Origin of the sequence: Aeromonas enteropelogenes (assembly GCF_000819845.1) — a bacterium.
GTDB classification, from domain to species: domain Bacteria; phylum Pseudomonadota; class Gammaproteobacteria; order Enterobacterales; family Aeromonadaceae; genus Aeromonas; species Aeromonas enteropelogenes.
Genome location: NZ_CDCG01000013.1, coordinates 51,666 through 75,529 on the forward strand (window position 1 = coordinate 51,666; position 23,864 = coordinate 75,529).

22 protein-coding genes are annotated in these 23,864 nt (G+C 59.1%); 3 read left to right on the forward strand and 19 right to left on the reverse strand.

From position 1 onward, the window contains the following. Positions 1 to 9: 9 nt before the first annotated feature. The 13 genes from BN1123_RS04900 to tapM form a co-directional block, all read right to left on the reverse strand. Positions 10 to 225, reverse strand: a complete 216-nt coding sequence (locus BN1123_RS04900) for a hypothetical protein (RefSeq protein ID WP_026455946.1) — start codon at positions 223 to 225, stop codon at positions 10 to 12. A 120-nt stretch (positions 226 to 345) separates the two neighbouring features. Then, positions 346 to 1,350, reverse strand: a complete 1,005-nt coding sequence (trpS, locus tag BN1123_RS04905) for a tryptophan--tRNA ligase (protein ID WP_042025666.1) — start codon at positions 1,348 to 1,350, stop codon at positions 346 to 348. 42 nt (positions 1,351 to 1,392) lie between these two features. Further along, on the reverse strand, positions 1,393 to 2,061 hold the full coding sequence (locus BN1123_RS04910) for a phosphoglycolate phosphatase (protein WP_042025667.1): 669 nt from the start codon (positions 2,059 to 2,061) through the stop codon (positions 1,393 to 1,395). Further along, positions 2,048 to 2,722: a ribulose-phosphate 3-epimerase gene (gene rpe, locus BN1123_RS04915; RefSeq protein WP_042025668.1), complete on the reverse strand. Its 675-nt coding sequence runs from the start codon at positions 2,720 to 2,722 to the stop codon at positions 2,048 to 2,050. Before rpe ends, BN1123_RS04910 begins: the two co-directional genes overlap by 14 nt. Before the next feature lie 183 nt (positions 2,723 to 2,905). Beyond that, positions 2,906 to 3,778: a Dam family site-specific DNA-(adenine-N6)-methyltransferase gene (locus BN1123_RS04920; RefSeq protein WP_042025669.1), complete on the reverse strand. Its 873-nt coding sequence runs from the start codon at positions 3,776 to 3,778 to the stop codon at positions 2,906 to 2,908. 70 nt (positions 3,779 to 3,848) lie between these two features. Further along, positions 3,849 to 5,408: an SPOR domain-containing protein gene (locus tag BN1123_RS04925; RefSeq protein ID WP_042025670.1), complete on the reverse strand. Its 1,560-nt coding sequence runs from the start codon at positions 5,406 to 5,408 to the stop codon at positions 3,849 to 3,851. After that, the gene (gene aroB, locus BN1123_RS04930) at positions 5,401 to 6,480 is read right to left on the reverse strand and encodes a 3-dehydroquinate synthase (RefSeq protein ID WP_042025671.1); all 1,080 of its coding nucleotides are present in this window, start codon (positions 6,478 to 6,480) and stop codon (positions 5,401 to 5,403) included. The genes BN1123_RS04925 and aroB overlap by 8 nt, the downstream gene beginning before the upstream one ends. A 14-nt stretch (positions 6,481 to 6,494) precedes the next feature. Continuing rightward, positions 6,495 to 7,013, reverse strand: a complete 519-nt coding sequence (gene aroK, locus BN1123_RS04935; RefSeq protein ID WP_042025672.1) for a shikimate kinase AroK — start codon at positions 7,011 to 7,013, stop codon at positions 6,495 to 6,497. Positions 7,014 to 7,204: 191 nt separating this feature from the next. Continuing rightward, positions 7,205 to 9,400 (reverse strand): type IV pilus secretin PilQ, encoded by a 2,196-nt coding sequence (locus BN1123_RS04940; RefSeq protein ID WP_042025673.1) that lies wholly within the window; start codon positions 9,398 to 9,400, stop codon positions 7,205 to 7,207. 16 nt (positions 9,401 to 9,416) lie between these two features. After that, positions 9,417 to 9,950, reverse strand: a complete 534-nt coding sequence (locus BN1123_RS04945; protein WP_042025674.1) for a pilus assembly protein PilP — start codon at positions 9,948 to 9,950, stop codon at positions 9,417 to 9,419. Beyond that, the gene (gene tapO / locus BN1123_RS04950) at positions 9,950 to 10,546 is read right to left on the reverse strand and encodes a PilO family type IV pilus biogenesis protein TapO (protein WP_026455954.1); all 597 of its coding nucleotides are present in this window, start codon (positions 10,544 to 10,546) and stop codon (positions 9,950 to 9,952) included. Before tapO ends, BN1123_RS04945 begins: the two co-directional genes overlap by 1 nt. Further along, positions 10,543 to 11,118, reverse strand: a complete 576-nt coding sequence (tapN, locus tag BN1123_RS04955) for a PilN family type IV pilus biogenesis protein TapN (protein WP_042025675.1) — start codon at positions 11,116 to 11,118, stop codon at positions 10,543 to 10,545. Before tapN ends, tapO begins: the two co-directional genes overlap by 4 nt. After that, entirely contained in the window at positions 11,106 to 12,170 is a 1,065-nt protein-coding gene (tapM, locus tag BN1123_RS04960) for a PilM family type IVa pilus assembly protein TapM (protein WP_042025676.1), read from the reverse strand. Before tapM ends, tapN begins: the two co-directional genes overlap by 13 nt. Before the next feature lie 303 nt (positions 12,171 to 12,473). Here tapM and BN1123_RS04965 point away from each other — a divergent pair, with 303 nt between their 5' ends. After that, positions 12,474 to 14,936, forward strand: coding sequence for a penicillin-binding protein 1A (locus BN1123_RS04965; RefSeq protein ID WP_042025677.1), 2,463 nt, complete (start codon positions 12,474 to 12,476; stop codon positions 14,934 to 14,936). A gap of 47 nt (positions 14,937 to 14,983) precedes the next feature. Here the strand turns inward: BN1123_RS04965 and oxyR are convergent, their stop codons facing one another. From oxyR to BN1123_RS04985, 4 genes are all read right to left on the reverse strand, one after another. Next, on the reverse strand, positions 14,984 to 15,883 hold the full coding sequence (oxyR, locus tag BN1123_RS04970) for a DNA-binding transcriptional regulator OxyR (protein ID WP_042025678.1): 900 nt from the start codon (positions 15,881 to 15,883) through the stop codon (positions 14,984 to 14,986). A gap of 155 nt (positions 15,884 to 16,038) precedes the next feature. Beyond that, positions 16,039 to 17,679, reverse strand: a complete 1,641-nt coding sequence (locus BN1123_RS04975; protein WP_026456064.1) for a methyl-accepting chemotaxis protein — start codon at positions 17,677 to 17,679, stop codon at positions 16,039 to 16,041. 168 nt (positions 17,680 to 17,847) lie between these two features. Further along, positions 17,848 to 18,486: a DsbA family protein gene (locus BN1123_RS04980; protein WP_042025680.1), complete on the reverse strand. Its 639-nt coding sequence runs from the start codon at positions 18,484 to 18,486 to the stop codon at positions 17,848 to 17,850. A gap of 84 nt (positions 18,487 to 18,570) precedes the next feature. Then, on the reverse strand, positions 18,571 to 19,431 hold the full coding sequence (locus BN1123_RS04985; RefSeq protein ID WP_042025782.1) for a Vmh family MBL fold metallo-hydrolase: 861 nt from the start codon (positions 19,429 to 19,431) through the stop codon (positions 18,571 to 18,573). A gap of 123 nt (positions 19,432 to 19,554) precedes the next feature. Here BN1123_RS04985 and BN1123_RS04990 point away from each other — a divergent pair, with 123 nt between their 5' ends. Beyond that, positions 19,555 to 20,454: a LysR family transcriptional regulator gene (locus BN1123_RS04990; protein ID WP_042025681.1), complete on the forward strand. Its 900-nt coding sequence runs from the start codon at positions 19,555 to 19,557 to the stop codon at positions 20,452 to 20,454. Between the two features lie 46 nt (positions 20,455 to 20,500). Here the strand turns inward: BN1123_RS04990 and BN1123_RS04995 are convergent, their stop codons facing one another. Next, positions 20,501 to 21,277 carry a BPSS1780 family membrane protein gene (locus BN1123_RS04995; protein ID WP_042025682.1) on the reverse strand — a complete coding sequence of 259 codons (777 nt, stop codon included), beginning with the start codon at positions 21,275 to 21,277 and terminating at the stop codon, positions 20,501 to 20,503. Positions 21,278 to 21,505: 228 nt separating this feature from the next. Here BN1123_RS04995 and BN1123_RS05000 point away from each other — a divergent pair, with 228 nt between their 5' ends. Beyond that, positions 21,506 to 22,330: a M23 family metallopeptidase gene (locus BN1123_RS05000; protein ID WP_042025683.1), complete on the forward strand. Its 825-nt coding sequence runs from the start codon at positions 21,506 to 21,508 to the stop codon at positions 22,328 to 22,330. Between the two features lie 63 nt (positions 22,331 to 22,393). Here the strand turns inward: BN1123_RS05000 and BN1123_RS05005 are convergent, their stop codons facing one another. Next, on the reverse strand, positions 22,394 to 23,731 hold the full coding sequence (locus BN1123_RS05005) for an MATE family efflux transporter (RefSeq protein ID WP_042025684.1): 1,338 nt from the start codon (positions 23,729 to 23,731) through the stop codon (positions 22,394 to 22,396). Positions 23,732 to 23,864: the final 133 nt, after the last annotated feature.

Consider the following 23,864-nt stretch of genomic DNA (forward strand, 5'->3'; position numbering starts at 1 on the left):
GGCCGAGAATTAACGGTCGAGAAAACGACCCTGTTCCATTTCCCGTTCACGCTGGCATTCGGCCAGATAGATGGCGGCAGCGATGGCGGGAGTTTTGTGATGCTTGTCGATGGCATTGGAAACCATCAGTTGCAGGGTATTGAGGTTTTTAGCCTTGCGGAATTTACGCAGCCAGTGACCCTTGTCACTCAGCTCTTCAACGGAGACATTTGATTGAACGGACATACTTGCTCTTGGGGAAATAACCCGGGTTGAAAAAGGGAAATAATTAAACAATTAACAGCAGGGAAAATAAAGAAAGCCAGGCAAATACCCAGCTCTCTTCAACTACACCTTCCCAGTATGTCAGGCTCGAGGAACGAAGCCGACTACATCATATACGCTGGTCAGGGTTTTTTCAGCTCTTTCGCGCGCCTTTTGTGCGCCTTCCGCCAAAATAGCAATCAGATGAGTCTCATCCTGACGCAGTTCGTGGAAACGGGCCTGGATGGGCTCCAGCAAGGCCACCACGGCCTCGGCAGTTTCGGTCTTGAGGTGACCGTACATCTTGCCTGCGAAGTGCTGCTCCAGCTCGGGGATGGAGCGACCTGTCACCCCGGACATCAGGGTCAGCAGGTTGGAGACGCCTGGTTTGTTCTCCGGATCGAAACGCACCACGGCAGGATCATCGGAGTCGGTGACCGCACGCTTGATCTTCTTGACGATCTGCTTGGGGTCTTCCAGCAAGCCGATGAAGTTGGCCTCGTTGTCGTCTGACTTGGACATCTTCTTGGTCGGATCCTGCAGGCTCATCACCCGCGCCCCTTCGGTCGGAATGAAGGGCTCCGGCATGGTGAACACCTCGCCGTACAGATTGTTGAAACGGGTGCAGATGTCGCGGGTCAGCTCCAGGTGCTGCTTCTGGTCATTGCCGACCGGCACCTGATTGGCCTGATAGAGCAGGATGTCGGCCGCCATCAGCACCGGATAACCAAACAGACCGACGTTGACGTTGTTCTCGAAACGGGCGGACTTGTCCTTGAACTGGGTCATGCGCGACAGCTCACCCATCTGGGTGTAGCAGTTGAGGATCCAGCCCAGCTCGGCGTGCTGCGGTACGTGGGACTGGATGAAAACGGTGCTCTTCTTGGGATCGATCCCCACCGCCAGATAGAGGGCGGCGGCATCGAGACAGGCCTTGCGCAGGGCCACCGGATCCTGACGGGTAGTGATGGCGTGCAGGTCGACGATGCAGTAGAGGCAATCGTACTCATCCTGCATGTTGACCCACTGACGCAGGGCTCCCATGTAGTTGCCGATAGTCAGTTGGCCAGAGGGCTGTGCGCCGCTCAATACGATAGGTTTAGTCATGAGAGTAGTAATCCTTGTTATTCAGCCAGCCCAGCTGCGCTATTAGACCAAAAGTGCATCGAGCTGTGCAAACTGCTCGCATACCCAGTCAGGATGGGAATCGGCGATAGGGCGGCCATAGTTGTAGCCGTAGGTGAGCCCCACTACCTTCATGCCGGCCGCCTTGGCAGCCAGCACGTCATTTTCGGAGTCGCCCACCATCAGGGTGCGAGCCGGGCTCACCCCCAGTTCGTGGCAGGCGTGCAGCAGGGGCTCCGGATTGGGTTTCTTCTGGGGAACGCAGTTGCCGCCAAGCCAGAGCGCGAAGCAATCGGCAATGCCGAGGGCATCGAGAATGGGCTGCACGAACTGGCTCGGTTTGTTGGTTACCACCGCCTGGCGGTAACCCAGTTTCTGCAGGCGGCGCAGGCTCTGCTCCACCCCCTCATACATGTCCAGTCCTTGCAGCAGGCAAGCCTGATAGTGACCATCAAACAGGGCACGGGCCTTGGCAAACAGCGCCGGATCGGCTTCGCAATGGGCAAGCGCCCGCTGGATCAGCTTGTCGGCACCGTTGCCGACCCAGGTGCGCACCAGCGCCTCGTCGGCCTCGGCCAGCTCCAGGTCGGCCAGAGTACGGTTGACCGCCAGTGCCAGCTGGGCGGCACTGTCGATAAGGGTGCCATCCAGATCGAACAGCACCAGATCAAATTCACGATTAACGACGGACATCAGCAAGCTCCACACGCATCTGATCGATAACGGCCTTGTAGTCCGGCTTGCCGAAGATGGCGGAACCGGCCACGAACATGTCGGCACCGGCCTCGGCGATCTCGCGGATGTTGTCGACCTTGACACCACCGTCAATCTCGAGGCGGATGTCGCGGCCGCTCTCGTCGATCAGGCGGCGCACCTGGCGCAGCTTGTCGAGGGTACCGGGAATGAAGCTCTGGCCACCGAAGCCCGGGTTGACCGACATCAGCAGGATCACGTCCAGCTTGTCCATCACATACTCGAGGCAGGAGAGAGAGGTGGCCGGATTCAGCACCAGGCCCGCCTGGCAGCCCTGCTCCTTGATAAGACCGAGGGAGCGGTCAACGTGATCGGAGGCTTCCGGATGGAAGGTGATGAGGGAAGCCCCGGCCTTGGCGAAATCGGGAATGATGCGATCCACCGGCTTGACCATCAGATGGACGTCGATGGGCGCCTCGATACCGTAGTCGCGCAGGGCCTGACAGACCATGGGGCCGATAGTCAGGTTCGGCACATAGTGGTTGTCCATCACGTCGAAGTGAACCACGTCGGCACCGGCAGCCAGCACCTTGGCAACATCGTCACCCAGACGGGCGAAATCGGCGGAGAGGATCGAGGGGGCAATCAGAAAGTTTTTCATCAGCATCATCCATTGGCAGCCAGGGAGAAAAAACGGCGCAATTTTAGCGTAAATATCCGGTGAAAACGACTCGAAAGGCCGAGAAAGGGGGCAATCCTTCCCGCCATCCCCTCCACGATCCCAATGCCAGCCTGAAGGATGACAAAACGCCAACAAAAAACGGCGCCCTCGGGCGCCGTTTTATCAGCTCAGCGGCAGCAGCTCGCTGTCGCTTGGGTAATACCCCTGCTCGGGCTCGATGCCGGGCGGATAGAGCGCCAGCAGTTCGGCCACCTTGTTGCGGGTACCGCCGTTGCGGCTGATGGTGCGCTTGACCAGGATCTCGTCGAGACGGGCACCGCGATAGAGCTCGCGGGTCAGTTCGATATCGTGGTTGCTGATGAGCACGGGCACCCCTTTATGGGCTGCGGTGTGACGGGCCAGGCGGGCCAGCACCGCCTGATCATCCAGGGTAAAGCCACCGGCCGCATAGGTGGTAAAGCTCGCCGTGGTGGAGAGCGGCGCGTAAGGGGGATCACAGTAGATCACCCAATCCTCCTCAGCCCGCTTGATGGCATCGGCGTAGCTTTCGCAGATGAAGGTCGCCTTCTGCGCCTTTTCGGCGAAGGCCCACAGCTCCTTCTCCGGGAAATAGGGCTTCTTGTAGGAACCGAAAGGCACGTTGAAACCGCCCTTCTTGTTATAGCGACACAGGCCATTGAAACCGTGGCGGTTGAGGAACAGGAACAGCAGCGCCCGCTCGAAGGTGTCTTCGGTGTGGTTGAACTGGGTACGCAGCCGGTAATAGGCCGCCTTGTGGTTGTGTTCAGCTACAAAGAGCTTGCGCGCCTCGTCGATAAAGTTATCCGGCGTCAGCTTGAGATGATTGTAGAGACTGATGAGATCCGGATTGATGTCGTTGAGCACATAAGCGTCGTAGTCGGTGTTGAGAAACACGGACCCGGCCCCGACGAAGGGCTCCAGCAACACACGCCCGGCCGGCAAGCGCTCGGCGATCTCTTCAACCAGGGAGTATTTTCCCCCGGCCCATTTTAAAAAAGCGCGTGTTTTCTTCATGGAAATCCGGTGTGTAAGAAGGCAAGACCCAAAAAGGGGGATGATTCTACCCCCTTATCCGGTATCAAGGCTATTGCTTCAGCTCTTTTTGTACCTGGGCAAACGACTTGGGCCAGGGTTGCCCCTTCAGCAGAGCTGGAGACAGCTTGCGGATCGCGCTCTTGGCCTGGGTCAGGGTCGCGTAGTCCCCCTGCAGCACCACAAACCAGGGGCTGCCACGGAACTGGGTCTGATAGACCCAGACCTTGCCGGACAAACCATGTTCGGCAACAAACTGATCCACCGTCTTGGTGTTGCTCGCCCCCATCAGCTGGATGCTGTAGTGGTTGCGTGCCTTCTTGTTCAGGGTCGCCACCGGGGTCAGGGCCACCTTGGGAGCCGGCGCAGCCGCCGGCTGAACGGTCGGTTGGCTCGTAGTGGCCGAAGGCTCGGCTGCCTTGACAGGCTTTTGCTGTGCACCGCTTGCCGCGCTGGCAACGGCCCCGCTGGCTACTGTGCTCTTGCCGGTCAGCTCGTCGACCACCTCGGTCGGCAGGGCACCGCTCACGCCGGGATCCGTCATCAACTTCTGGACGACTTCATCGGAGATCACCACCCGGCGCCCTTCATAGTTGGTGGACTCGGTAGTGACGGTATCACTCTCTACCGACTTGGGCAGCACTTTCGCCTCCGGTTGCCAATCCTTGACCACGGAGTTGGGATTCGTAGCTGCGCCATCATCTTGTCCCTTGGCAGCTCCGTCATCAGCGCCACCCGTGGTGACGGGAGAATCGCCCGGAACCGGAGGCGGTAGGGCCGTCGTTTGAGTCGATTCCTGAGGAGTGGTGGAGGTGTCACCACCAAACAGGGCCGGCAGCAAATAGCTCAGGGCCAGCAGGCCAGCCGCCAGCGCGGCAATAGAGAGGGCAACCTTCTTGACAGGCAGTTCTGCCTGACGCTTCTTGGGCCTTCTGTCGGTCATGATATCCTCCAGTAACTGCATGATGGTGGACGGGTGTCCACTTGCCGTTGTCAGGATCTCTTCCACTTTCACTTTGGGCAAGAGGGCTGTCGGGATCTTGAGCTCCTTGGCCTTCTCGTACAAGAAGATGCGTTGCTCCGGCGGACTCAGAGGCTGGACCTCCAGCTCGAGGGGCGGCATGGCGCGTCCCTTGAGCAGTGGCCGCTGACTACGACACCAGGTGTCACTGCCCGAGACCAGGATGGCCAGCTGGTGCGGCGCCGCCAGGGTGTCGTTGTGACGACTGATGGCCCACAGCTCTCCCAGCACGTCGGCGGGCAGCTCATCGGCCCGTTCGATGATCAGCAGCAGTGTCGCCGGCTTGGCCCCCTCCAGCATGCGAAAGAAGCTGTCTGCCAGCGCATCCTGAGGATTGAACAGGGGACGAGCCACCACCTGGGGCAGCAGCAGCTGACGCACATCCGCCATCTTCATGGCCGGCGTGCCAATCAGGCTGACGACACGTACCTTTTCCGGCAACTGGCTGATCAGGGTCTCGCACAGAGTGCCGCGACCACTGCCCGGTTTGCCGGAGAGAAAAATGAAAGGGTGATTGAATTCAATCAGATGCAGCAGCCGGTCAACCAGCTGCCGCTGGGAAGGAAGCTTAAGCAGCTTATTATTAGTCACGTCCAGACTCGATCACCGCCAACAGTTCGGCATCGGAGACATCGGCCACCACCTGTGCATGGCCGATACCCACCGGCAATACCAGGCGCAACTTGCCTTCGAGGACCTTCTTGTCACGGCGCATATGGCGAATGAAGGCGGCAAAATCCATCTCGGCCGGGGCCTTGATGGGAAGATTGGCCGCCAGCAGCAAGGCGCGAACGCGTGCCACCTGTGATTCGGTCATCTCACCCCTGGCCAGCGCAGTGTCGGCCGCCAGCATGGTGCCGGCCGCAACGGCCTCGCCATGGAGCCAGTTGCCATAACCCTGTTCGGCTTCTATGGCATGACCAAAGGTATGACCCAGATTGAGCAGTGCACGTACACCCTGCTCGGTCTCGTCCTGCCCGACCACATCGGCCTTGATTTCGCAGCAGCGTTTAATGGCATAGGAGAGGGCGGCAGGGTCCAGCCGTTGCAGACGGGTCATGTTCTGCTCCAGCCAACTGAAGAACTCGGCATCCCAAATGATGCCGTATTTGATCACCTCGGCCATTCCGGCGGCAAATTCACGCGCAGGCAGGGTGCTCAGGCACTCGGTGTCGATGATGACCTGTCTGGGCTGATAGAAAGCCCCGATCATGTTCTTGCCGAGGGGATGATTGACGGCGGTCTTGCCGCCGACGGAGGAGTCAACCTGGGAGAGCAGTGTAGTCGGGATCTGGATAAAAGGAATGCCACGTTGATAGCTTGCTGCCGCAAAGCCCACCACATCCCCTATCACACCGCCCCCCAGGGCGATCAGCGTGGTATCACGCCCATGGTTGGTTTCAAGCAGAGCAGACATGATCTGCTCAAAGGTCGCCAGGTTCTTGTAGGCCTCGCCATCTGGCAGGATCAGGTGTTCTACCTGAAAATCCGACAGCAGGGCGCTGACCCGTTCAAGATAGAGAGGGGCGACGACCGTATTGGTCACTATCATCACCCGCTTGCCCTTGATGGCCGATGCCAGCACCTCGGGGCGCTGCAACAAGCCTGCGGCTATCTCGATGGGATAGCTGCGTTCACCCAGTTCGACCTTCAACCGTTCCATGGACGTCCTCTAGATTACATACCGATCAGTTTTACAATTTGATTGGCAACGATTTTGGCGCTCTGGTCGTCGGTGTGCACCACAAAATCGGCCACCTCTTCATACAGGGCATTGCGCTCTTTTGCCAGACGCTCGAGCACTTCACGTGCCGGCTCTTCGGTCTGCAGCAGTGGGCGACGCTTGTCACGCTGGGTGCGCGCCAGCTGCTTTTCGATAGTGGTTTCGAGATAGACCACGATCCCGCGGGCAGACAACTTGTTGCGGGTTTCGCGGCTCTTGATGGCACCGCCACCGGTCGCCAGCACGATACCCTGCTGCTCCGACAGCTCGCCGATCACCTTCTCTTCGCGAATACGGAAACCCTCTTCGCCTTCAACATCGAACACCCAGCTGATATCAGCACCACTGCGGCGCTCAATCTCATGATCTGAGTCGAAAAACTCCATATGCAGTTGTTCTGCCAGATGTCTACCTATGGTGCTCTTGCCCGCACCCATGGGACCTATCAGGAAAATATTGCGTTTCTCAGCCATGTCTTTTCGTTAGTAATTACAAACTGTACGACCCCGATAAATACTGGATCGGGGTACCTATGAACCTTATCTTGCGATGGATCAGGAGGGGGATTATCTCAATAGAAATCAGGACTGGCAACCGCAGCCCTTACGCCCCAGCCTCATTGGGGCGTAAGGTTATATGTGTTTTACCTTCACATGTAAAGCCTTCAGAAAGCGTCAGTCACTATCTTGGGCGTCACGAAAATCAGCAGCTCGCGCTTTTTGTTTTCGCTGGTGGTCTTGCGAAACAGCGCCCCCAACCCCGGGATATCCCCCAGCAGCGGCACCTTGGTCACATCGCTCTTGATGGTCTGCTGATAGATGCCGCCGAGCACCAGCGTCTCGCCATTATTGACCAGCACCTGGGTGGTGATGGACTGAGCGTTGATGGAGACGGCATCGCCGGTACCGGTCGGTACGGTTTCACCCTTGGTATCCTGGGTCACGGTCAGATCGAGAATGACACGGTTGTCCGGAGTGATCTGCGGAGTCACTTTCAGACTCAGCACCGCCTTCTTGAAGGTGACAGAGGTCGCCCCGCTGGAGGAGGATTCCACATAGGGGATCTCGGTACCCTGTTCGATCAGCGCCGGTTTCTGGTTGGCCGTGGTGACCCGGGGACTCGCGATGATCTCGGCCTTGCTCTCCTTTTCAAGGGCAGAGAGTTCGAGATCCAGCAGGGTGCCATTGGCCAGACGGGCCACCTGGAAAGCCAACGTACCGGCCGCATTGGTCACCGGCAGATTGACGTTCAACCTGTCATCGGCGCCGGGTCTGGTAATGGCCGATACACCGTTATCATTGCCGGAGCTATCATTGCCTTCGATGCTGCCAGAGGTGCTGTTGCCGTGCCCGTCGTTCTTGGTTACCCCCCAGCGCACCCCGAGGGCCTCGTCAAAGCCATCATCTATGGTCACCATGCGGGCTTCGATCACCACCTGCTTGACCGGAATGTCGAGAATGTCGAGCATCCGCTTGATGCTGCTGATCACATCCGCCGTATCCTTGACCACCAGCACGTTGGTACGCTCATCCACGCTCACGGCGCCACGGGGAGAGAGCAGCTTGGTACTGTCGGATGACAGCAGGGCAGCCACTTCGGATGCCTTGGCGTAGTTGATCTGCAGATATTCGGTGTAGAGCGGGGCAAGATCCGCCACCTGATTGCGGCTCTCAAGCTGCTGTTTCTCCCGGGTCGCTATCTCGTCGGCAGGAGCCACCAGCAGGATGTTGTTATCCAGCCGCTTGTCCAGCCCCCGCACTTTCAGAATGATGTCGAGGGCCTGCTCCCAGGGCACGCCATCCAGCCGCAGAGTAATGTTGCCCCCGACCGAATCGGTCGTCACCAGGTTGAGATTGTTGAAATCGGCGATCAACTGCAACACGGTACGAACGGGGATATCCTGGAAGTTCAAGGAGATGGGCTTGCCCTGATACTGCTTGGTAGCGGTAGCTGCACGCTTTTTCACCTCGATGATGAAGAGCTTGTCTGCCTGATCATAGCGATAGTCAAACTGGCCATTCACCGACAGTTCAAACAGGGTATCGTTGCCCTGACGCGACACCTCCACCTGGGAGACTGGCGTCGCGAAATCCTGCACATTGATGAGGTTGAGCAAGCCATCCGGCACCCGGGTGCCGTGGAATTTGGCCAGCACCGTCTGGCCCCGGCTGCTCACATCCACAGCCGCCGAGCTGTTGTCCAGCGTCACCAGAAACTCACCCTGGCCATCCTTGCCGCGGCGAAAATCCACACCGGTCACCGAGTTGAAATAGGCTCCGCCGCCGTTGCTCTGATAACTGTTGAGCACGGGTTTGGAGGCTGTCGGGGCAGCCACCGGCGCTGTCGCCGGCATCGACTTGGCGACCACCTGGGTATTGATGAGTGCCGACGGGGAGGAGGCGGGTGTCGAAGCGGTGGCTGCGGGTGCCAACAATGCACTGTCATTGCTGCCAAGAGAGGAGGAAGATGCCCCTTCCCCCAGCGACACCAGCAACTTGCTGCCTTGCTGCCTGACCTGATAGGGCGCCAGCTGATCGAGAGCAATCTTGATGTCGAGCCCGGCGCCCTTGCCTTCCACCTTGATGCTGTCGACCCCCTGGCGCTGGATCGGCAAGGGGTTCACTTTCAATGCACCCACCGCACCGGGCACATGCAGCAACAGCTGGTTGGGTTGGTAGGAGAGGCGATCGGTAAAGCCGCTGACAGGCTCGCTAAAACTGAGTTCCAGTTGCAACTGGTCTGCAAGCAAGGGATTCACCTTCACTTCCTGCAGGGTTGCCACCGCCCAGGCCTGGCCGAAGAAGGCACTGGCACAAAACAGCAGAGCCACTTTGGTTACACACTCTCTTGTTGTTTTCATTGCTGTTCGTCCCTGATTATTGTTTTTCTTGCATATTGGCCATGGCCAACTGGGTTTCTCTTGTTACCCAGCACCCCTTCCCATCCGGAATGGTTTCCAGCAAATCCACCGCTGTATCGGAGATCTTGATAATGCGCCCCTGATCCAGACCCATATATTGGTTGAGGCCTACCCGTACCGATTGACCATCCGGCGTACGGATCAGAGCCCACAATTGCCCTGTTTTGCCCAAAGAACCCTGCATCGACAAACTGGCAAGGGAGTAATTTTCCAGCATCTCCTTTTCACGATTCTTCACCACCAGCGCACAATCCGGTTGCAGTTTGGCACTGTTGTCCCCCCCGCCAGCCGCCTCCGGCTGCGGGGCCATGAAGGGGCTGCGCAGCTCCCGCTGCTGGTATGCCATGGGAGAAAAGGGTTTGAGTTCTGGCAGAGGCTCGATAGGGACGGGAGGGCGTGCCTTGGTCTGAGCCACATAAGCGTCCATGTCCTCCTGGCCACCACAGGCAGCCAGCAGCAAGGCAGGCAACAACCAGCAGATGCGTCTCATTACTTCGCCTCCCCTGTCTTGCCGTTGTACTTGTAGGTCTTGGCCAGCATAGACATCGAGATCAGATCCCCTGCATCCTTGTTTTGCCCCAGGGTAAAGGAGTCGAGAATGACGATACGGGGCAAGGCCGCCATGTCCGCGGTGAACTTGCCGATCTCATGGTAACTGCCCACCACCTCGATACGCATGGGAAGTTCGGTCGAGAACTCATGCTTGACCTCGGGTTCCCAGTTGATGCGGTTGAGTTTCAAACCGTTGTCGGTGGCGATAAAGCTGATATCGTCCAGCAAGCCCGCCACTTCATGGGTATTGGGCAGTTGCTTGAGCTGGGTATCGACCATCTGCTCGAGCGTCACCATTTGTTCCTTGTAGGCCCCCAGATTTGCCGCCAGCATCGCCTTGCTTTCAAACTGGGCTTTCAGCTCGGTCTCCTTGTCGGTCTCCTGAGTCAGCAGGGTCAGCGAATTGGCGATCACATAGTAATAGAGGGCGCCTCCCGTCAACGCACAGCAAAAGAAGATAAAGATCCCTTTGGCCCATTTGGGCCAGCTGGCGATGTCATTGATATCCAGCTCGTTCAATTGCTGAAGATTCATTTGCCCTCCTTGGCCGCATCGTCAGTCGCGGAGGCCTTGGCCACCAGAAACATCATGGAGAATTGACTCAGGGATACGGGAGCGACATCCGCCGCAAAAATAGTGCTGATCTTCGACTGGCTCAGCCAGCCCGAGCCATCGATCCGGCGCATCATGCTGGCAACCCGGCCATAGGCCTCTGTCTTACCATTCACATCGATGATGTTGTTTTGCATGGAGAGCGTGTTGAGGTAGACCCCGTTGGGCACCAGGGAGGGCAACTGATTAAAAAGGCGGACGGGCAGGTTGCGGCGCATCTGCAACTGCTCGATCAACTGCATCCGGTCGATCAACTCCTTGCGGCGCTCCTTGAGCAGGCGGATCTCGCCCAACTGGGCATCCAGGATAGCCATCTCCTGCACCAGTCGCTGATTGCGCTGTTGCTGGGCACTGACCTGACGATTGACCAACCAGTCGGCACAAAATCCCAATGCAACGGTGATCAGTACAAATGCCCCCAGCAGGGCGCCAAATTCTTTCTTCTGCCGCTGGGCCCTGGCTTCACGCCATGGCAGCAGGTTTATATTTGACATGGCGTGAAACTCCTCAGAGCCAACCCGAATGCCGTCATATATTTAGCGCCGTGGGTCGCTTCGGCTTCCCCTTTGGGTTTGCCAAACAGGGCAAACAGATCCGGGTGCAACACCTCGCAATTGGCCTCTTCCTGCACCTGTAGTGACAGGCCTGGCAGCAAGCTGCCCCCTCCGGTCAGCACCAGCTTCGAAATCTCGCGATAACCGGAAGAGCTGCAAAACAGCTGGATATTGCGACGAACCTGTTGCAGCAGCGCATTGATATGAGGCATCAGTACATCGAGTTCGTGGTCGACCGGCAGGGTTCCCTTGATCTTGGCCTGCTCCGCCTCATCCAGCGCCATCCCATAAAAAGAGGAGAGCGCCTGACTGTATTGATCCCCACCGAAGTTCTGCAGACGGGAGTAGATCACCTCCCCCTTGACCAAAGCGGCGAAGGTCATGGCGCTGGCACCGATATCGATCACCCCGACCGGCCGATCGCTCTCCTTCAACTCAGGCAAGCAGGCCAACACGGCACGCCCCAACGCATGGGCTCCCACATCGACGACTTTGACGACAATACCGGCCTCGGCAAGGGCGCTGACCCGGCCATTGACGCTCTCGGTGCGGGCTGCACTGAGCAGCACATCCTGGCGATCTTCATTGTTGCTGGTAGTGCCCAGCACCTCGAAATCGAGGCTCACTTCATCAAGGGGAAAGGGGATGATCTGTTCGGCCTCCAGCTGAACCTGATTTTCCAGCTCTTTATCACTCAGGCTGGCATCAATCTGGATCACCTTGGTGATGACGTTGGAGCCCGTCACCGCCGTGGCGGCATAGTCGCTGTGGCCCGAGAGCTGGCGTTTGAGGTTTTTGAGGGATTGGCTGACCCGCTCGATATCCTGCAGCTGGTAATCGACCAGCGTCCCTTTCGGGGTAACGATATCGGCCACCGCATCTATGTGCAGTTTGCCGGGACGTCCGCTGATGGTGACGGCCTTGATGGTCTGATTGCCAAAATCAACGCCCACCAAGGGGAGGAGGGAGCCTTTGCTAAATAGCCCAAACATATACACATCCATGCGTTATGGGGTTTTGTTCCCGAATTGAGTGTAGGACACTCGTCACAAGAGGACGGGTTGATTAATCCTAAATGCTCTAAGTATCAATGTCATAAAGTTTATACCGAAAAGTGACCCACCTCGCTTTCTGACCGAGGGGATCCCATTCTTGGTTATTGTTCCCCGTAATGCTAACCTCTCGCCTCCCTTCTTAGGTGGGTCGCTGGCCACAGGAAAACCTCGAATTCCAGATGGCAAAAGGGCTATACTCTGCGCCCGTTGGCTAATTTTAAGACGATTGGTAGTTCTTCCATGCTGAAATGGCTCGTTCGCCTGTTTATTGTCATGATGCTGGGTGCAGTGCTGGGTGTTGCCAGCCTCATCGGTATCTATTTCTATATCAAACCCCAATTGCCCGATGTCACCGCCCTGCGTGACGTCAAGCTGGCGACCCCGATGCGGGTCTACAGCCGCGATGGTGAATTGATCTCCCAATATGGCGAAATTCGTCGTATTCCATTGCGCCTTGACGAAATCCCCCAGCAGATGATCGATGCCGTGCTGGCAACCGAAGATGCCCGTTTCTATGAGCACCCGGGGATTGACCCGATTGGCATCATCCGTGCTGCTTCTGTCTGGGCCATTTCGGGCCAGGCTCGCCAAGGTGCCAGTACCATTACCCAGCAGGTAGCCCGCAACTTCTTCCTCAGCAACGAGAAGACGCTCGTTCGCAAGATCAAGGAAGTATTCCTGGCCTGGCGGATCGAACAGAACCTCACCAAGGACGAGATCCTCGAGCTCTACCTCAACAAGATCCCCCTCGGTTACCGCTCCTTCGGAGTCGGGGCTGCGGCTCAGGTCTACTTTGGCAAAGAGGTCAAGGAGCTGGGGCTGGACGAGATCGCCATCATTGCCGGTCTGCCCAAGGCGCCCTCCATGCTGAACCCCATCCGCTCTCCCGAGCGTGCCTTTGCTCGCCGCAACGTGGTGCTGGGCCGGATGCTGGAGACTGGCAAGATCACTCGTGCCCAGTTTGATGAAGCATCCCAGATGCCGATCAAGGCTCGTTATCACGGCGCCGAGGTGACCCTGAACGCTCCCTATCTCGGTGAGATGGTTCGCCAGAAGATGGTGGAGCAGTTTGGCGAAGATGCCTACACCATGGGTCTGCATGTCTACACCACGGTCAGCGCGGAGCGTCAGCGGGCAGCCAAACAGGCATTGATCGACGGCGTCTTTGACTACGACATGCGCCACGGCTATCGCGGCCCGGCTGCACAGCTGTGGAAAGCGGGTGAACCGGCCTGGGATTATGAGCAGATAGTGGCACACCTTGCCAAGCAGCCCACCTACGAGCCGCTGATGGCCGCTGTGGTGACCAAGCTCGGGGATCGCAATGCCACCCTGGTATTGAAAAATGGCAAGGAGGCAGAGCTTGGCTGGAATGGCATCAAGTGGGCTCGCTCCTTTATCACCGACGATCGCCAGAGCTATCTACCGAAATCGGCTCGTGATGTCCTGAAAGTGGGTGCCCAGATCTGGGTGCGCGAGCAGGGCGAAGAGCTGCTGCTGGCGCAGATCCCGGACGTCAACGGGGCACTGGTCGCCATGAACCCGAAAAATGGCGCCCTTGAGGCCGTGGTCGGTGGCTTCAGCTTCGAGCTGTCCAAGTTCAACCGGGTCGATCAGGCACGCCGCCAGATCGGTTCCAACATCAAGCCGTTCCTGTACGCCACAGCGCTGGAGCACGGCTATACCCTGGCCTCCCTGATCAACGATGCCCCGATCAACCAGTGGGATCCGTCCAAGGGCCCCATGTGGCAACCGAAAAACTCGCCCGCCATCTATGAAGGCCCCACCCCCCTTCGCATAGGGCTGGCCAAGTCCAAGAACGTCATGTCGGTACGCCTGATGCGTGCCATTGGCCTGGATACCTACATCGACGGGCTGACCCGATTCGGCTTCCCGCGTGACTTCATCTCCCCGCATGAGTCGCTGGCACTGGGTGCTGCCGAATTTACTCCGCTCGAGGTGGTGCGCGGTTACTCTGTGCTGGCAAACGGCGGCTTCCTAGTCACCCCCTACTTTATCGACAAGGTGACCGACAGCCAGGAACACATCCTCTATCAGGCCAACCCCGTGATTGCCTGTGCCGATTGCGAACAACAGGCCGCCCTGCTGCCCGAGTCGCAGCCAACACAACAGCCCGGCTCTGACGCTCATCCGGCGCCCCTTGCCCCCATGCTGGCGCCCCACACCATCAGTGCCGAGAGCGCGTTCCTCATCACCGACACCCTGACGAGCGCCATCTGGGGTGGCAATGGCTGGCGTGGTACCGGCTGGCGTGCTGCCCGTGACCTCAAGCGTCACGATATTTCCGGCAAGACGGGGACCACCAACGAATCCAGGGATGCCTGGTTTTCCGGCTATACCCCTGAGCTGGTGGCCACCTCCTGGATCGGTTTTGACAACCATCAGCGCAGCCTTGGCCGTGGTGAGTTCGGGGGCGGTACTGCCCAACCCATGTGGATCGACTTCATGAAAGTCGCCCTCAAGGGAGTACCCGAGCACAAGATGCCTGTGCCAGAGGGGATTATGACGGTCAGGATCGACAGCGAAACCGGCCTGCTGGCCGCTGGTGGCGGTACGAATGAGTACTTCAAGGAGGGGACAGAACCGACCCGTTATGCCTCTCCCAGCTCGGACGGCAACCAGGTCTATGGTGGTGACAACACAAACAGCGAAGGCCCCGTCTCGACCGACGATATCTTCTGATCCCCGCATAGCAAAAACAGAACCGGCAGCCTTGGCTGCCGGTTTTTTTATTTGGTCAACTGCCCAGCCATCAATTTGATGATGCGGGCGGCCAGCTCGTTGAAACAAGGCCGGCGTACCGAGTAATGACGATAGAGCATGGCGATGGTTCGCCCGGGCACAGGCTCTATCACCGGGCGGTAACTTACCCCACCCTCATCATGATTGGGCGGTACCGCCAGTTGCGGGATCAGGGTCATGCCACTGCCCGCCGCCACCATGTTGCGCAAGGTCTCGAGACTGGTACCCTTGAAGCGCTGATCTTCGCCAATCCCACCGGCAAAACAGAAACCCATCGCCTGATCCCGCAGGCAGTGGCCATCTTCCAGCATCAGCAATTTCTTGCCCTTGAGATTGCCGAGCGGTACCTGTCTGGCCTGTGCCTCCGGGTGGTGGCTGGGGACGGCCAGCCACATCGGCTCATGATAGAGCTGGATGGCACCAAATCCCTCCATCCCCTCCATTTCGGCCAGGATGACGCAATCCAGCTCTCCCTCTTCCAGCCGTTTCAGCAGTACGTGAGTCTGCTCTTCATAGAGATAAAACTCGAGCTGAGGAAAGCTTTCACGCAGGGTCTGGATGATGCGGGGCAACAGATAGGGGCCGACGGTCGGGATGAAACCGATATGGATCTCTCCCGACATGGGATCGGAGAAGTGCTGACCTATGCTCTTGAGTTCACGCACCTCCTTGAGTACCCGCCTGGCCTGATGCGCCATGGCATCACCGGCCGGAGTGAACAGCACCTTGCGTGAAGTGCGTTCGATGAGGATCACCCCCAGCTCATCCTCCAGCTTGCGCAGCTGGCCGCTGAGGGTCGGCTGGCTGACAAAGCAGCGCTCCGCCGCCTTGCGAAAGTGTTTCTCCTCATCCAGTGCCACCAGATATTCGAGATCGCGAAGATTCATACAACAAGAGTCCTGACTGGCAAAAGAGCCATCAGCATGCACAAGATTGGCCTCTGGAACAAGCATGGCCCCCAGGTCATTAAGGGAAAGTTCCCGATCTCCAGATAACAAAAGCCCGGCCACCTTGCGGTAACCGGGCTTGCCTTCAAGTGTCCTCAAACACGGAAGCGGCGAACCATATCCTGCAACTGGGTGGCCAGATGGTTGAGCTCGTTGCACGCCTGCGCCATCTGGGTGGCGCCGGCCGCAACCTCCTCCGAAGCGTGACTGATATTGACCACGTTACGATTGAGCTCCTCGCTCACCGCCCCCTGCTCCTCGGTTGCCGTGGCGATCTGGATGTTCATGTGGGAGATACTGCTGACCGAGCCACTGATCTGGGAGATGGACTCACCAGCCTCACGGGCCGTCGCGACCGTCGCATTCATCAACTCCTGGCTCTGCATCATGGTCGTGCCCGCCTGTTCGGCGCGCTGCTGCAGCTCGGCGATGATGGTGTTGATCTGGGAGGTGGAATCCTGGGTACGCTTGGCCAGGGTACGCACTTCATCGGCCACTACCGCAAACCCGCGCCCCTGTTCACCGGCTCGGGCGGCTTCGATGGCCGCGTTCAGTGCCAGCAGGTTGGTCTGTTCGGCAATGCCGCGGATCACCTCAAGCACCATGCCGATATTGCGGCTGTCATCCCCCAATTGGCGGATCACCACGGCTGTGCTTTCGATGGCGCCGGCCACCCGCTCGATGCGCTGGATGGAATCATTCACCGTTCTTGCGCCAAGCTCGGCCGTTTCACTGGCCGAGGTAGCGGCACTCGCCGCATCGCTGGTATTGCGAGAAACCTCCTGTACCGTCGCTTGCATCTCGTTCATCGCCGTCGCCAGCTGGTTCAGTTCATGCTGCTGGGCATTCATGTTGTTGGCGGACTGGCTGGCTACCGAACTTATCTCCTCGGCGGCGGAGCTCAGCTGCACAACAGAGCCCGACACTTCGCTGACCAGGGTTCGCAAATTGCCCTGCATCTCGCCAAACCCTTTGGCCAGAGTGCCCAGTTCATCGTTGTTGAATTTATGCATGTCGAGGTGCGAGGTGAGATCCCCCGCCGACACCTTGCGGGTTTGCTCAAGCAGTGCCATCACTGGATTTCGGACCTGTCCCGTCAACAACCAGGCTATCGCCACCACAAACCCGAGGGTCACCAGGCTGACGATAATGCTCATGGTCTTGGCACTGCTGTAGAGTGCAGCCACATTCTGGGTCATCTTGTTGGCTATTTCGGTATTGATCTCCCGTAACTGAAATGCCTTGGCTCCGACTTCCTCCAATGCGACCCGGGTCTCGTTACGACGCAAACTCTTGACCTTCTGCAGATCATCGGCAGCAAAAGCCTTCATTAACTCGTCATGCACCGCAAAATACTTGGCTCCGGCCGCCTTCGCCTGCTCATAGACCTGTTTTTCTTCGCTGGTACTGAACGTGAGGGCGCCATATGCCTGAATAGCCTTCTCGAACTCCTGTTTCGCCTGATCAAAGGTACGGGCCCGCTCGTTCACTTCCTCATCATCCTTGTTGAGACTGGCGATCACCTGGGCCAGCTCAGAGCGACGGGCATCCAGAATGGAAACATGCATCTGGGCGGCCAGACGAGTCGATGGCAACAGGTTGCTGGTGATGGTTTCGGTATCATCATAAAGCCGCGCCAGCTGACTGCTGGAAAACCAGGCCAACCCAAGGACAAGCAACGCCAGAATGGCGAATCCGGCACTCAACTTCTGGCCAATAGACATGTTTTTGAACATATGAGGGCTTCCTTGATATGAGTCTTCACTCCCGAAATATCTCCCGGAAATGGTCATATAGAGCATAGCCCGCATGCAGAAAACAGAAGTCCCTCATAGCGCTTCTGCCATCATGTTATTTCACATGAAAAAAACTCTCTTCCGCGTCTCTGAATCGAGCCTGCGGGATCAGCGCATCAGGGCCATCAACTGGCGGCGCAGACTCTCCGGATCCCCGTAAAAATCGGCGACTCGAATGCCGAGGATCCGGCCATTCTGCTCCACTCCGAGAGTGGGGTACCCTTGGCCACCCAGCCGGTCCATCCAGCCCTGGCTATCTGCCAGATGAGCGGCCAGATCCGCCTCCTGATAGACATTGATAAACGCCTCTTGCGATATGCCCTGCTCCGCCGCCAAGGCGGCCAGTGCGTCGAGGGCACCAATCCAGATGCCGTCCCGATAGTGGGATTGCTGGAGCCGGTGCAACATGGCAAGTCCATCTCCCCCCAAGGCTGTCACCGCCAGAATGGCGCGAATGGGAGGCTCTGAGTCCAGCATTCCCCCCTCCCGGAGCAGCAGTTCGTTGAAGTAGCGATCGCCAAAGGACTGACCGGTCAAGGCCGCAATCCGCTCATCGTGGGGGCGAACATAGTCACGCAGCGCCACCCCCATCTGTTGGCGGCGCGCCCCCAGCCAGAGGCCGCCGGCATGCAGCTCGATGGCAATCCCCGGGATGCCTGCGGCGGCCGCCAGCAGGGGGGCGGCCCCATAGCACCAGCCACAGAGGGGGTCATAGACATAATGCAGAGTGAGAGTGTGTTCATTCATGGCGTAATTTTCCTTGAATATCGTCCGGATCAAAAAACCGGGCCCCAGGGCCCGGTAAAAAACACAGGGAAACGGCTCGGTGTATTACCACTTCATCTCGCCGGTATTGACCTTGGCGCCGATGGCCAGGCCGTCATCGACCGGCAGGGCGGGGTAGGCTTTCTGCAGACGCTCGACCAGCTCGCCTGAGTGCTTGACCTGCGCCAGCTCCTGCTCGAAACGCTGCACATAATCGCGGGTAAAGGTCACTGCATCGCTACCCTTGGGCTCGGCACCGAGGAAGTGGCCCGGCACCACGCGCTCGGGCTTGAGCGCCAGCAAGCCGTTCAGGGCCTCGATCCAGCTGGTGCGAGCCGCCTTGGTTTGACTATCCGCCATCCAGACGTGAACTCCACCGTATACCGCCACGCCGCCCAGCGCCGTCTTGATGGAGGGCACCCACAGGTAGGCATTCGAGGTATTCATCTCCCGCACCTCGATCTGCTGCCCTTCGAGGGTTAGATGGTTAGCGGTCATCACCTCGGGCACAGTCAGGCTTTTCGGGGCCCCCTTACCCAGGATCGGGCCCCAGTAGGCCAGCTTGTCATCCTTGGTCTTGTTGATGTGATCCACCACATGCTGATCGGCGAGCACCTTGACGTCGGGGAAGGCAGCCTTGATGGGCTCCAGGCCGAAGTAGAAATCCGGGTCGCCGCCGCTGATGTAGACGGTGGTCAGCTTCTTGCCGCTCTGTTTGATCAGATCCACCAATGCCTGGCCATTCTCTACGTCAAACTGGGCATCGATCAGGATCGCCTCCTTGTCACCCGCCACCAGGGAGGAGGAGGCGGGGAAGATCCCCTGCTCGCCCGGGTTGTAAACGGTCACGCTCAAAGGGCCGGCCAGGGCAGCGCCGCTCAACAGGGTGGTGGCCAGGGTCAGGTTGCGGATCAGGGTGCTGTTCATCATGTTTTCCTCATTCATCATTCGGGTCATTGGATGGACACAGTCTATTGGAACGATTAAGTTGCAAATACAGCATGTAACGCGCATCACTGTTGCGTATATCGAGCATATTGAGGGGCATACATGGATCGATTGACCGCATTGCGGGTCTTCGTCACCGTCGTGGAGCAGGGCAGCCTGAGCGGGGCTGGCGAAAAGCTGGAGATGTCGCGGGCTATGGTCTCCCGCTATCTGGCAGAACTGGAACACTGGATGGGGGCACGCCTGCTGCACCGCACCACCCGGCGTCTGAGCCTGACCGGCCCGGGGGAAGAGACCTTGGGCCGCGCCCGCCTCATGCTGGCATTGGGCGAGGAGATGGAGCAGGTCGCCATACGGGGGGATGACGCCCCCAAGGGACAGCTGCGGATCACCAGCAGCTACTCCCTCTCCGAGGCGCTGCTGGTAGGGGCAGCCAATGACTACCTGGCCCGCTATCCGGGCACTGCCATCGATATCCTGCTGCTCGACAGAACCGTCAACCTGGTGGAGGAGCGGATCGATCTCGCGGTACGCATCACCAACGATCTGGATCCCAATCTGGTGGCCCGCCGTCTCGGCACCTGCCACTCTGTGGTGTGCGCCAGCCCTGACTACCTGGCTCGCCACCCGACCCCGCACAAGGCCCAGGATCTGGCGTTGCACAACTGCCTGACCTACACCTATTTCGGCAAGAGCCTGTGGGAGTTCAGCGGGCCGGATGGCCCGGAGTCGGTGCCGGTCAGCGGCAACCTCAGCGCCAATATCTCCAACCTGCTGCTGGAAGCGACCCTGAAAGGCGCCGGGATCAGCCTGCAGCCCCGCTACTCGGCGCAGCCCTATCTGGAACGTGGCGAGCTGATTGCCCTGCTGCCCCAGTGGCAACCCAAGCGGCTCGGCGTCTACGGGGTCTATGCAACCCGCAAGCAGATGTCGCCGCTGCTGCGCAGCTTCCTCGACTTTCTGGTGGCGCGCATGGCGGACGATCCTCTCTGGCAGGAGTAACCACCACAATGAAAAAGGGGCCTTGAGGCCCCTTCTTTATCTTGCATCAGGCTTCGAAGCCGAACGGTGTGACGGGCGGCTGCGCCTCTTCGCTCTCATCGAGGAAGATATCCCGATAGGCCACATAGATGGAGTAGTTGAGCGCCGGGATCACCACCAGCAGACCGACCAGCATCAAGGCGGCGCCAAACAGCAGCAGGATGGCGCACAGGGCCCCCCACCAGAAGAAGGGCCACATATTGCGCCAGCAGCCAGCAAAGCTCAGACGCACGGCCTGCACAATGCCCACATCGTGGAAATAGATGAGGGCCGGGGCAAAGGTCACCGCCATCAGCGCCGGAATGAGCAGCGCCGTGCCCACCAGCAGCACCAGCAACAGCTGTTGCAGCTGGCCGGGCGATACCACCATGGTCTCTGGATCCTGGCTCAGCACGGAAAGCAATCCCCAGCTGGAGAGCAGTCCGAGACACACCAGTCCGATCAGGCTGAACAGCCCCAGCACCAGGAGGCCACCCAGCATCAGCGGGGTCAGCTTGTGACGAAATCCGGCAAACAGATCGGCAAAATTGAGGGCCTCACCCCGATAGCCCCGAGCGGCCACCACGGCCCAACCCGCCCCCCACACCATATAAAGCAGCTGGGAGATGAGGCTGCCCGCCGGCAGCTGATCCAGCACCATGCCGACCGAAAACCAGACCAGCACCATGGCCACGCTGACGCCCATCCCCTTGTTGAAGATATCGAACCCGCTGCGGACCCAGACCCAGCCACGACCGATCGGGTGGCGTGCCGGGTTTGTGCGCAAAGTGGGTAATCCGTTCATGTCATCTCCTCTGTGTATCGTGGGCATCAGTACTGGATGCCGATTCTAGAGGCAGGGCGGATACGACTCAATGGCAACGCCCTGCCCTCATCACACAAACCTGACGCAGCCGCGCCACAAAACCGGTGCGGGAAGGCTCACATGCTGGCCGTCCCGGCGGGAACGAGGCACAATCAGCCCCTTGCAGCAGTTCCGTTTCCCCCTGTTTTGATCGCGAGTGGTATCGTCATGAGAGTTGTTTGTTGTCTGTTGTTGTTGCTGGCCAGCCAGTCGGCACTGGCCGAAGGCTTTATCAGCCGTCTGCTCAATCATCCGGTGCCGGGCGGTGTCGCCGTGGTGCCGCTGGGCAGTGACGCGCAGGCGCCGACAGCCCGCTATCAGGGCAAGCCGGTGCTGGTGGTGCGTGAAGAGGGCAAGCGCTGGATCGCCATCGTCGGCATCTCCCTCAAGAGCAAGACAGGAGCCCACCAGCTGCAGGTAAATGATGGTCGAACCCTCAACTTCACCGTCACTCCCAAGCACTACCGCGAGCAGCACATCAAGCTCAAGAACGGTCGCCAGGTCAATCCGCTGGCCGAGGACATGGTGCGCATCAACCGCGAGCTGGCGGAGCAGACCCGCGCCTACCAGACTTTCAGCCCCAACCAACCCAGCAACCTGCTGTTTGACAAACCGGTCAACGGCCCCCTCTCCAGCCCGTTCGGCCTGCGCCGCTTCTTCAACGGCGAGGAGCGCAATCCCCACTCCGGTCTCGACTTTGCCGTGGGTGCCGGCACCCCCATCAAGTCACCGGCGGCGGGCAAGGTGATCCTCATCGGCAACTATTTCTTCAACGGCAACACCGTCTTCGTCGATCACGGCCAGGGGCTCATCAGCATGTTCTGCCATATGTCCAAGGTCGACGTGAAGCTGGGCCAGAGCCTGCCCCGCGGCGGCATCGTCGGCCGGGTGGGCGCCACCGGTCGTGCCACCGGCCCCCATATGCACTGGAACGTCAGCCTCAACGACACCCGGGTCGATCCCGCCATCTTTATCGGGGCTTTCAAACCTTAAGCCCAACGACGACAAAGGCAGCCAATGGCTGCCTTTTTATTGTCTACCATCCGATCACTACGGCTAGCTCGCCACCCCGTGAGCACTGGCCTCCCCGCGCATGGCACGCCACATCAGCAGCACCAGCAAGGTGCTGCAACTGGGCAGCGCCAGCCAGACCCCGGGCACACCCCACAAGGAGGAGAATCCCCACAAGAAGAGACCGATCAGCACCAGCTTGCCACCGGTCAGCAGGGAGGCAATACGGGCCCGGTTGATGGCCTGGAAATAGGTGGCCCCCACCAGCAGCAACCCCTCCATCGGCAGGCCCCAGAAGTAAAGCCAGATCCCGAGGCTCGCTACCGGAAGCAGAGCCGCGTTGTCGCCGGCGAACAGGTAGACAGCCGCCTCCGGCCACAGGTAGAGCGGCACCATGCCACACAGGGCGATGCCCAGGGTCACCCCGAGCGCCAGATTGCGTATGCGCAACACCCGCTGCCAGTGGCCGGCCCCGGCGTTGAAGCTGGCGATGGGCTGGATGCCCATGGCAATCCCCTCGAACACCAGATAGAAGAAGGCCTCGGTGTAGCTGATCACCCCGTAGGCAGCCACATGGAGGGAGGTGCCGACCGAGAGCAGCGCCTTGTTGTGCAGCGCCAACACCACAGACAGATAGAGGTACATCAGAAAGCTGGAGACACCGAGCCTCAGAGTGTCGGCCATCAGTGCCGGGTCGGGGCGCAGGCTGTCCAGACCGATGCGCAGCTGGCTGCGGGGGGTGAAGAAGTGCCACAGGCAGCACAGACCGGTAACCGCCTGGGCCAGCATGGTGGCCGTGGCCACCCCGGCCAGGCCAAACGGAAACACCACCATCAACAGATAGTCGAGCAGCACATTGATCAGGCCGCCAAGCACCATGATGAGGCTGACGAAGCCGGGCCGCCCGTCATTTCGCAGCAGCGAGCTGAACGCCATCGAGAGCACCGCAAAGCCACCCAGCCAGGCATAGGCCTGCAGATAGGCGAGGCCTGCGGTAAAGATCTCCCCCTCGGCCCCCATCCAGGCCAGCATGGGACCGCCATAGCGCAGCCCTATGACACTGAGCAGGAGCGAGGAAAGCACCACCAGCACCAGCGCGTTGCCCACGATACGGCGCGCTCTGGCCGGGTCGCTCCGCCCCAGATGGAAGGAGACCAGCGAGGAGGCCCCCATACCGATCAGGGCTCCCACCGCATAAAGAATGGCGCAGATGGGATAGGCCAGCATCAGACCGGCCAGGCCATCCTGCCCGAGCACATGGCCGACGAAGATGCCATCTATGGTGACATAGATGCCGGTGACCAGCATGGTGGCCACGGTCGGGGTAACGTAACGCCAGAAGAGGCGAGAGAGGGGGGCGGTGCCCAGATCAACGGCTGACATAATCGGCTCAAAGAGGAGAAAGCGGCGGCATCATAGCGGAACGTCCGGATGAGTTCCTGTTATTTATGTGATGAGTCATTAAGGATAACCACCTTTACCCACCGCCCTTCACTGCTTTAGGCTAGGGCCATCT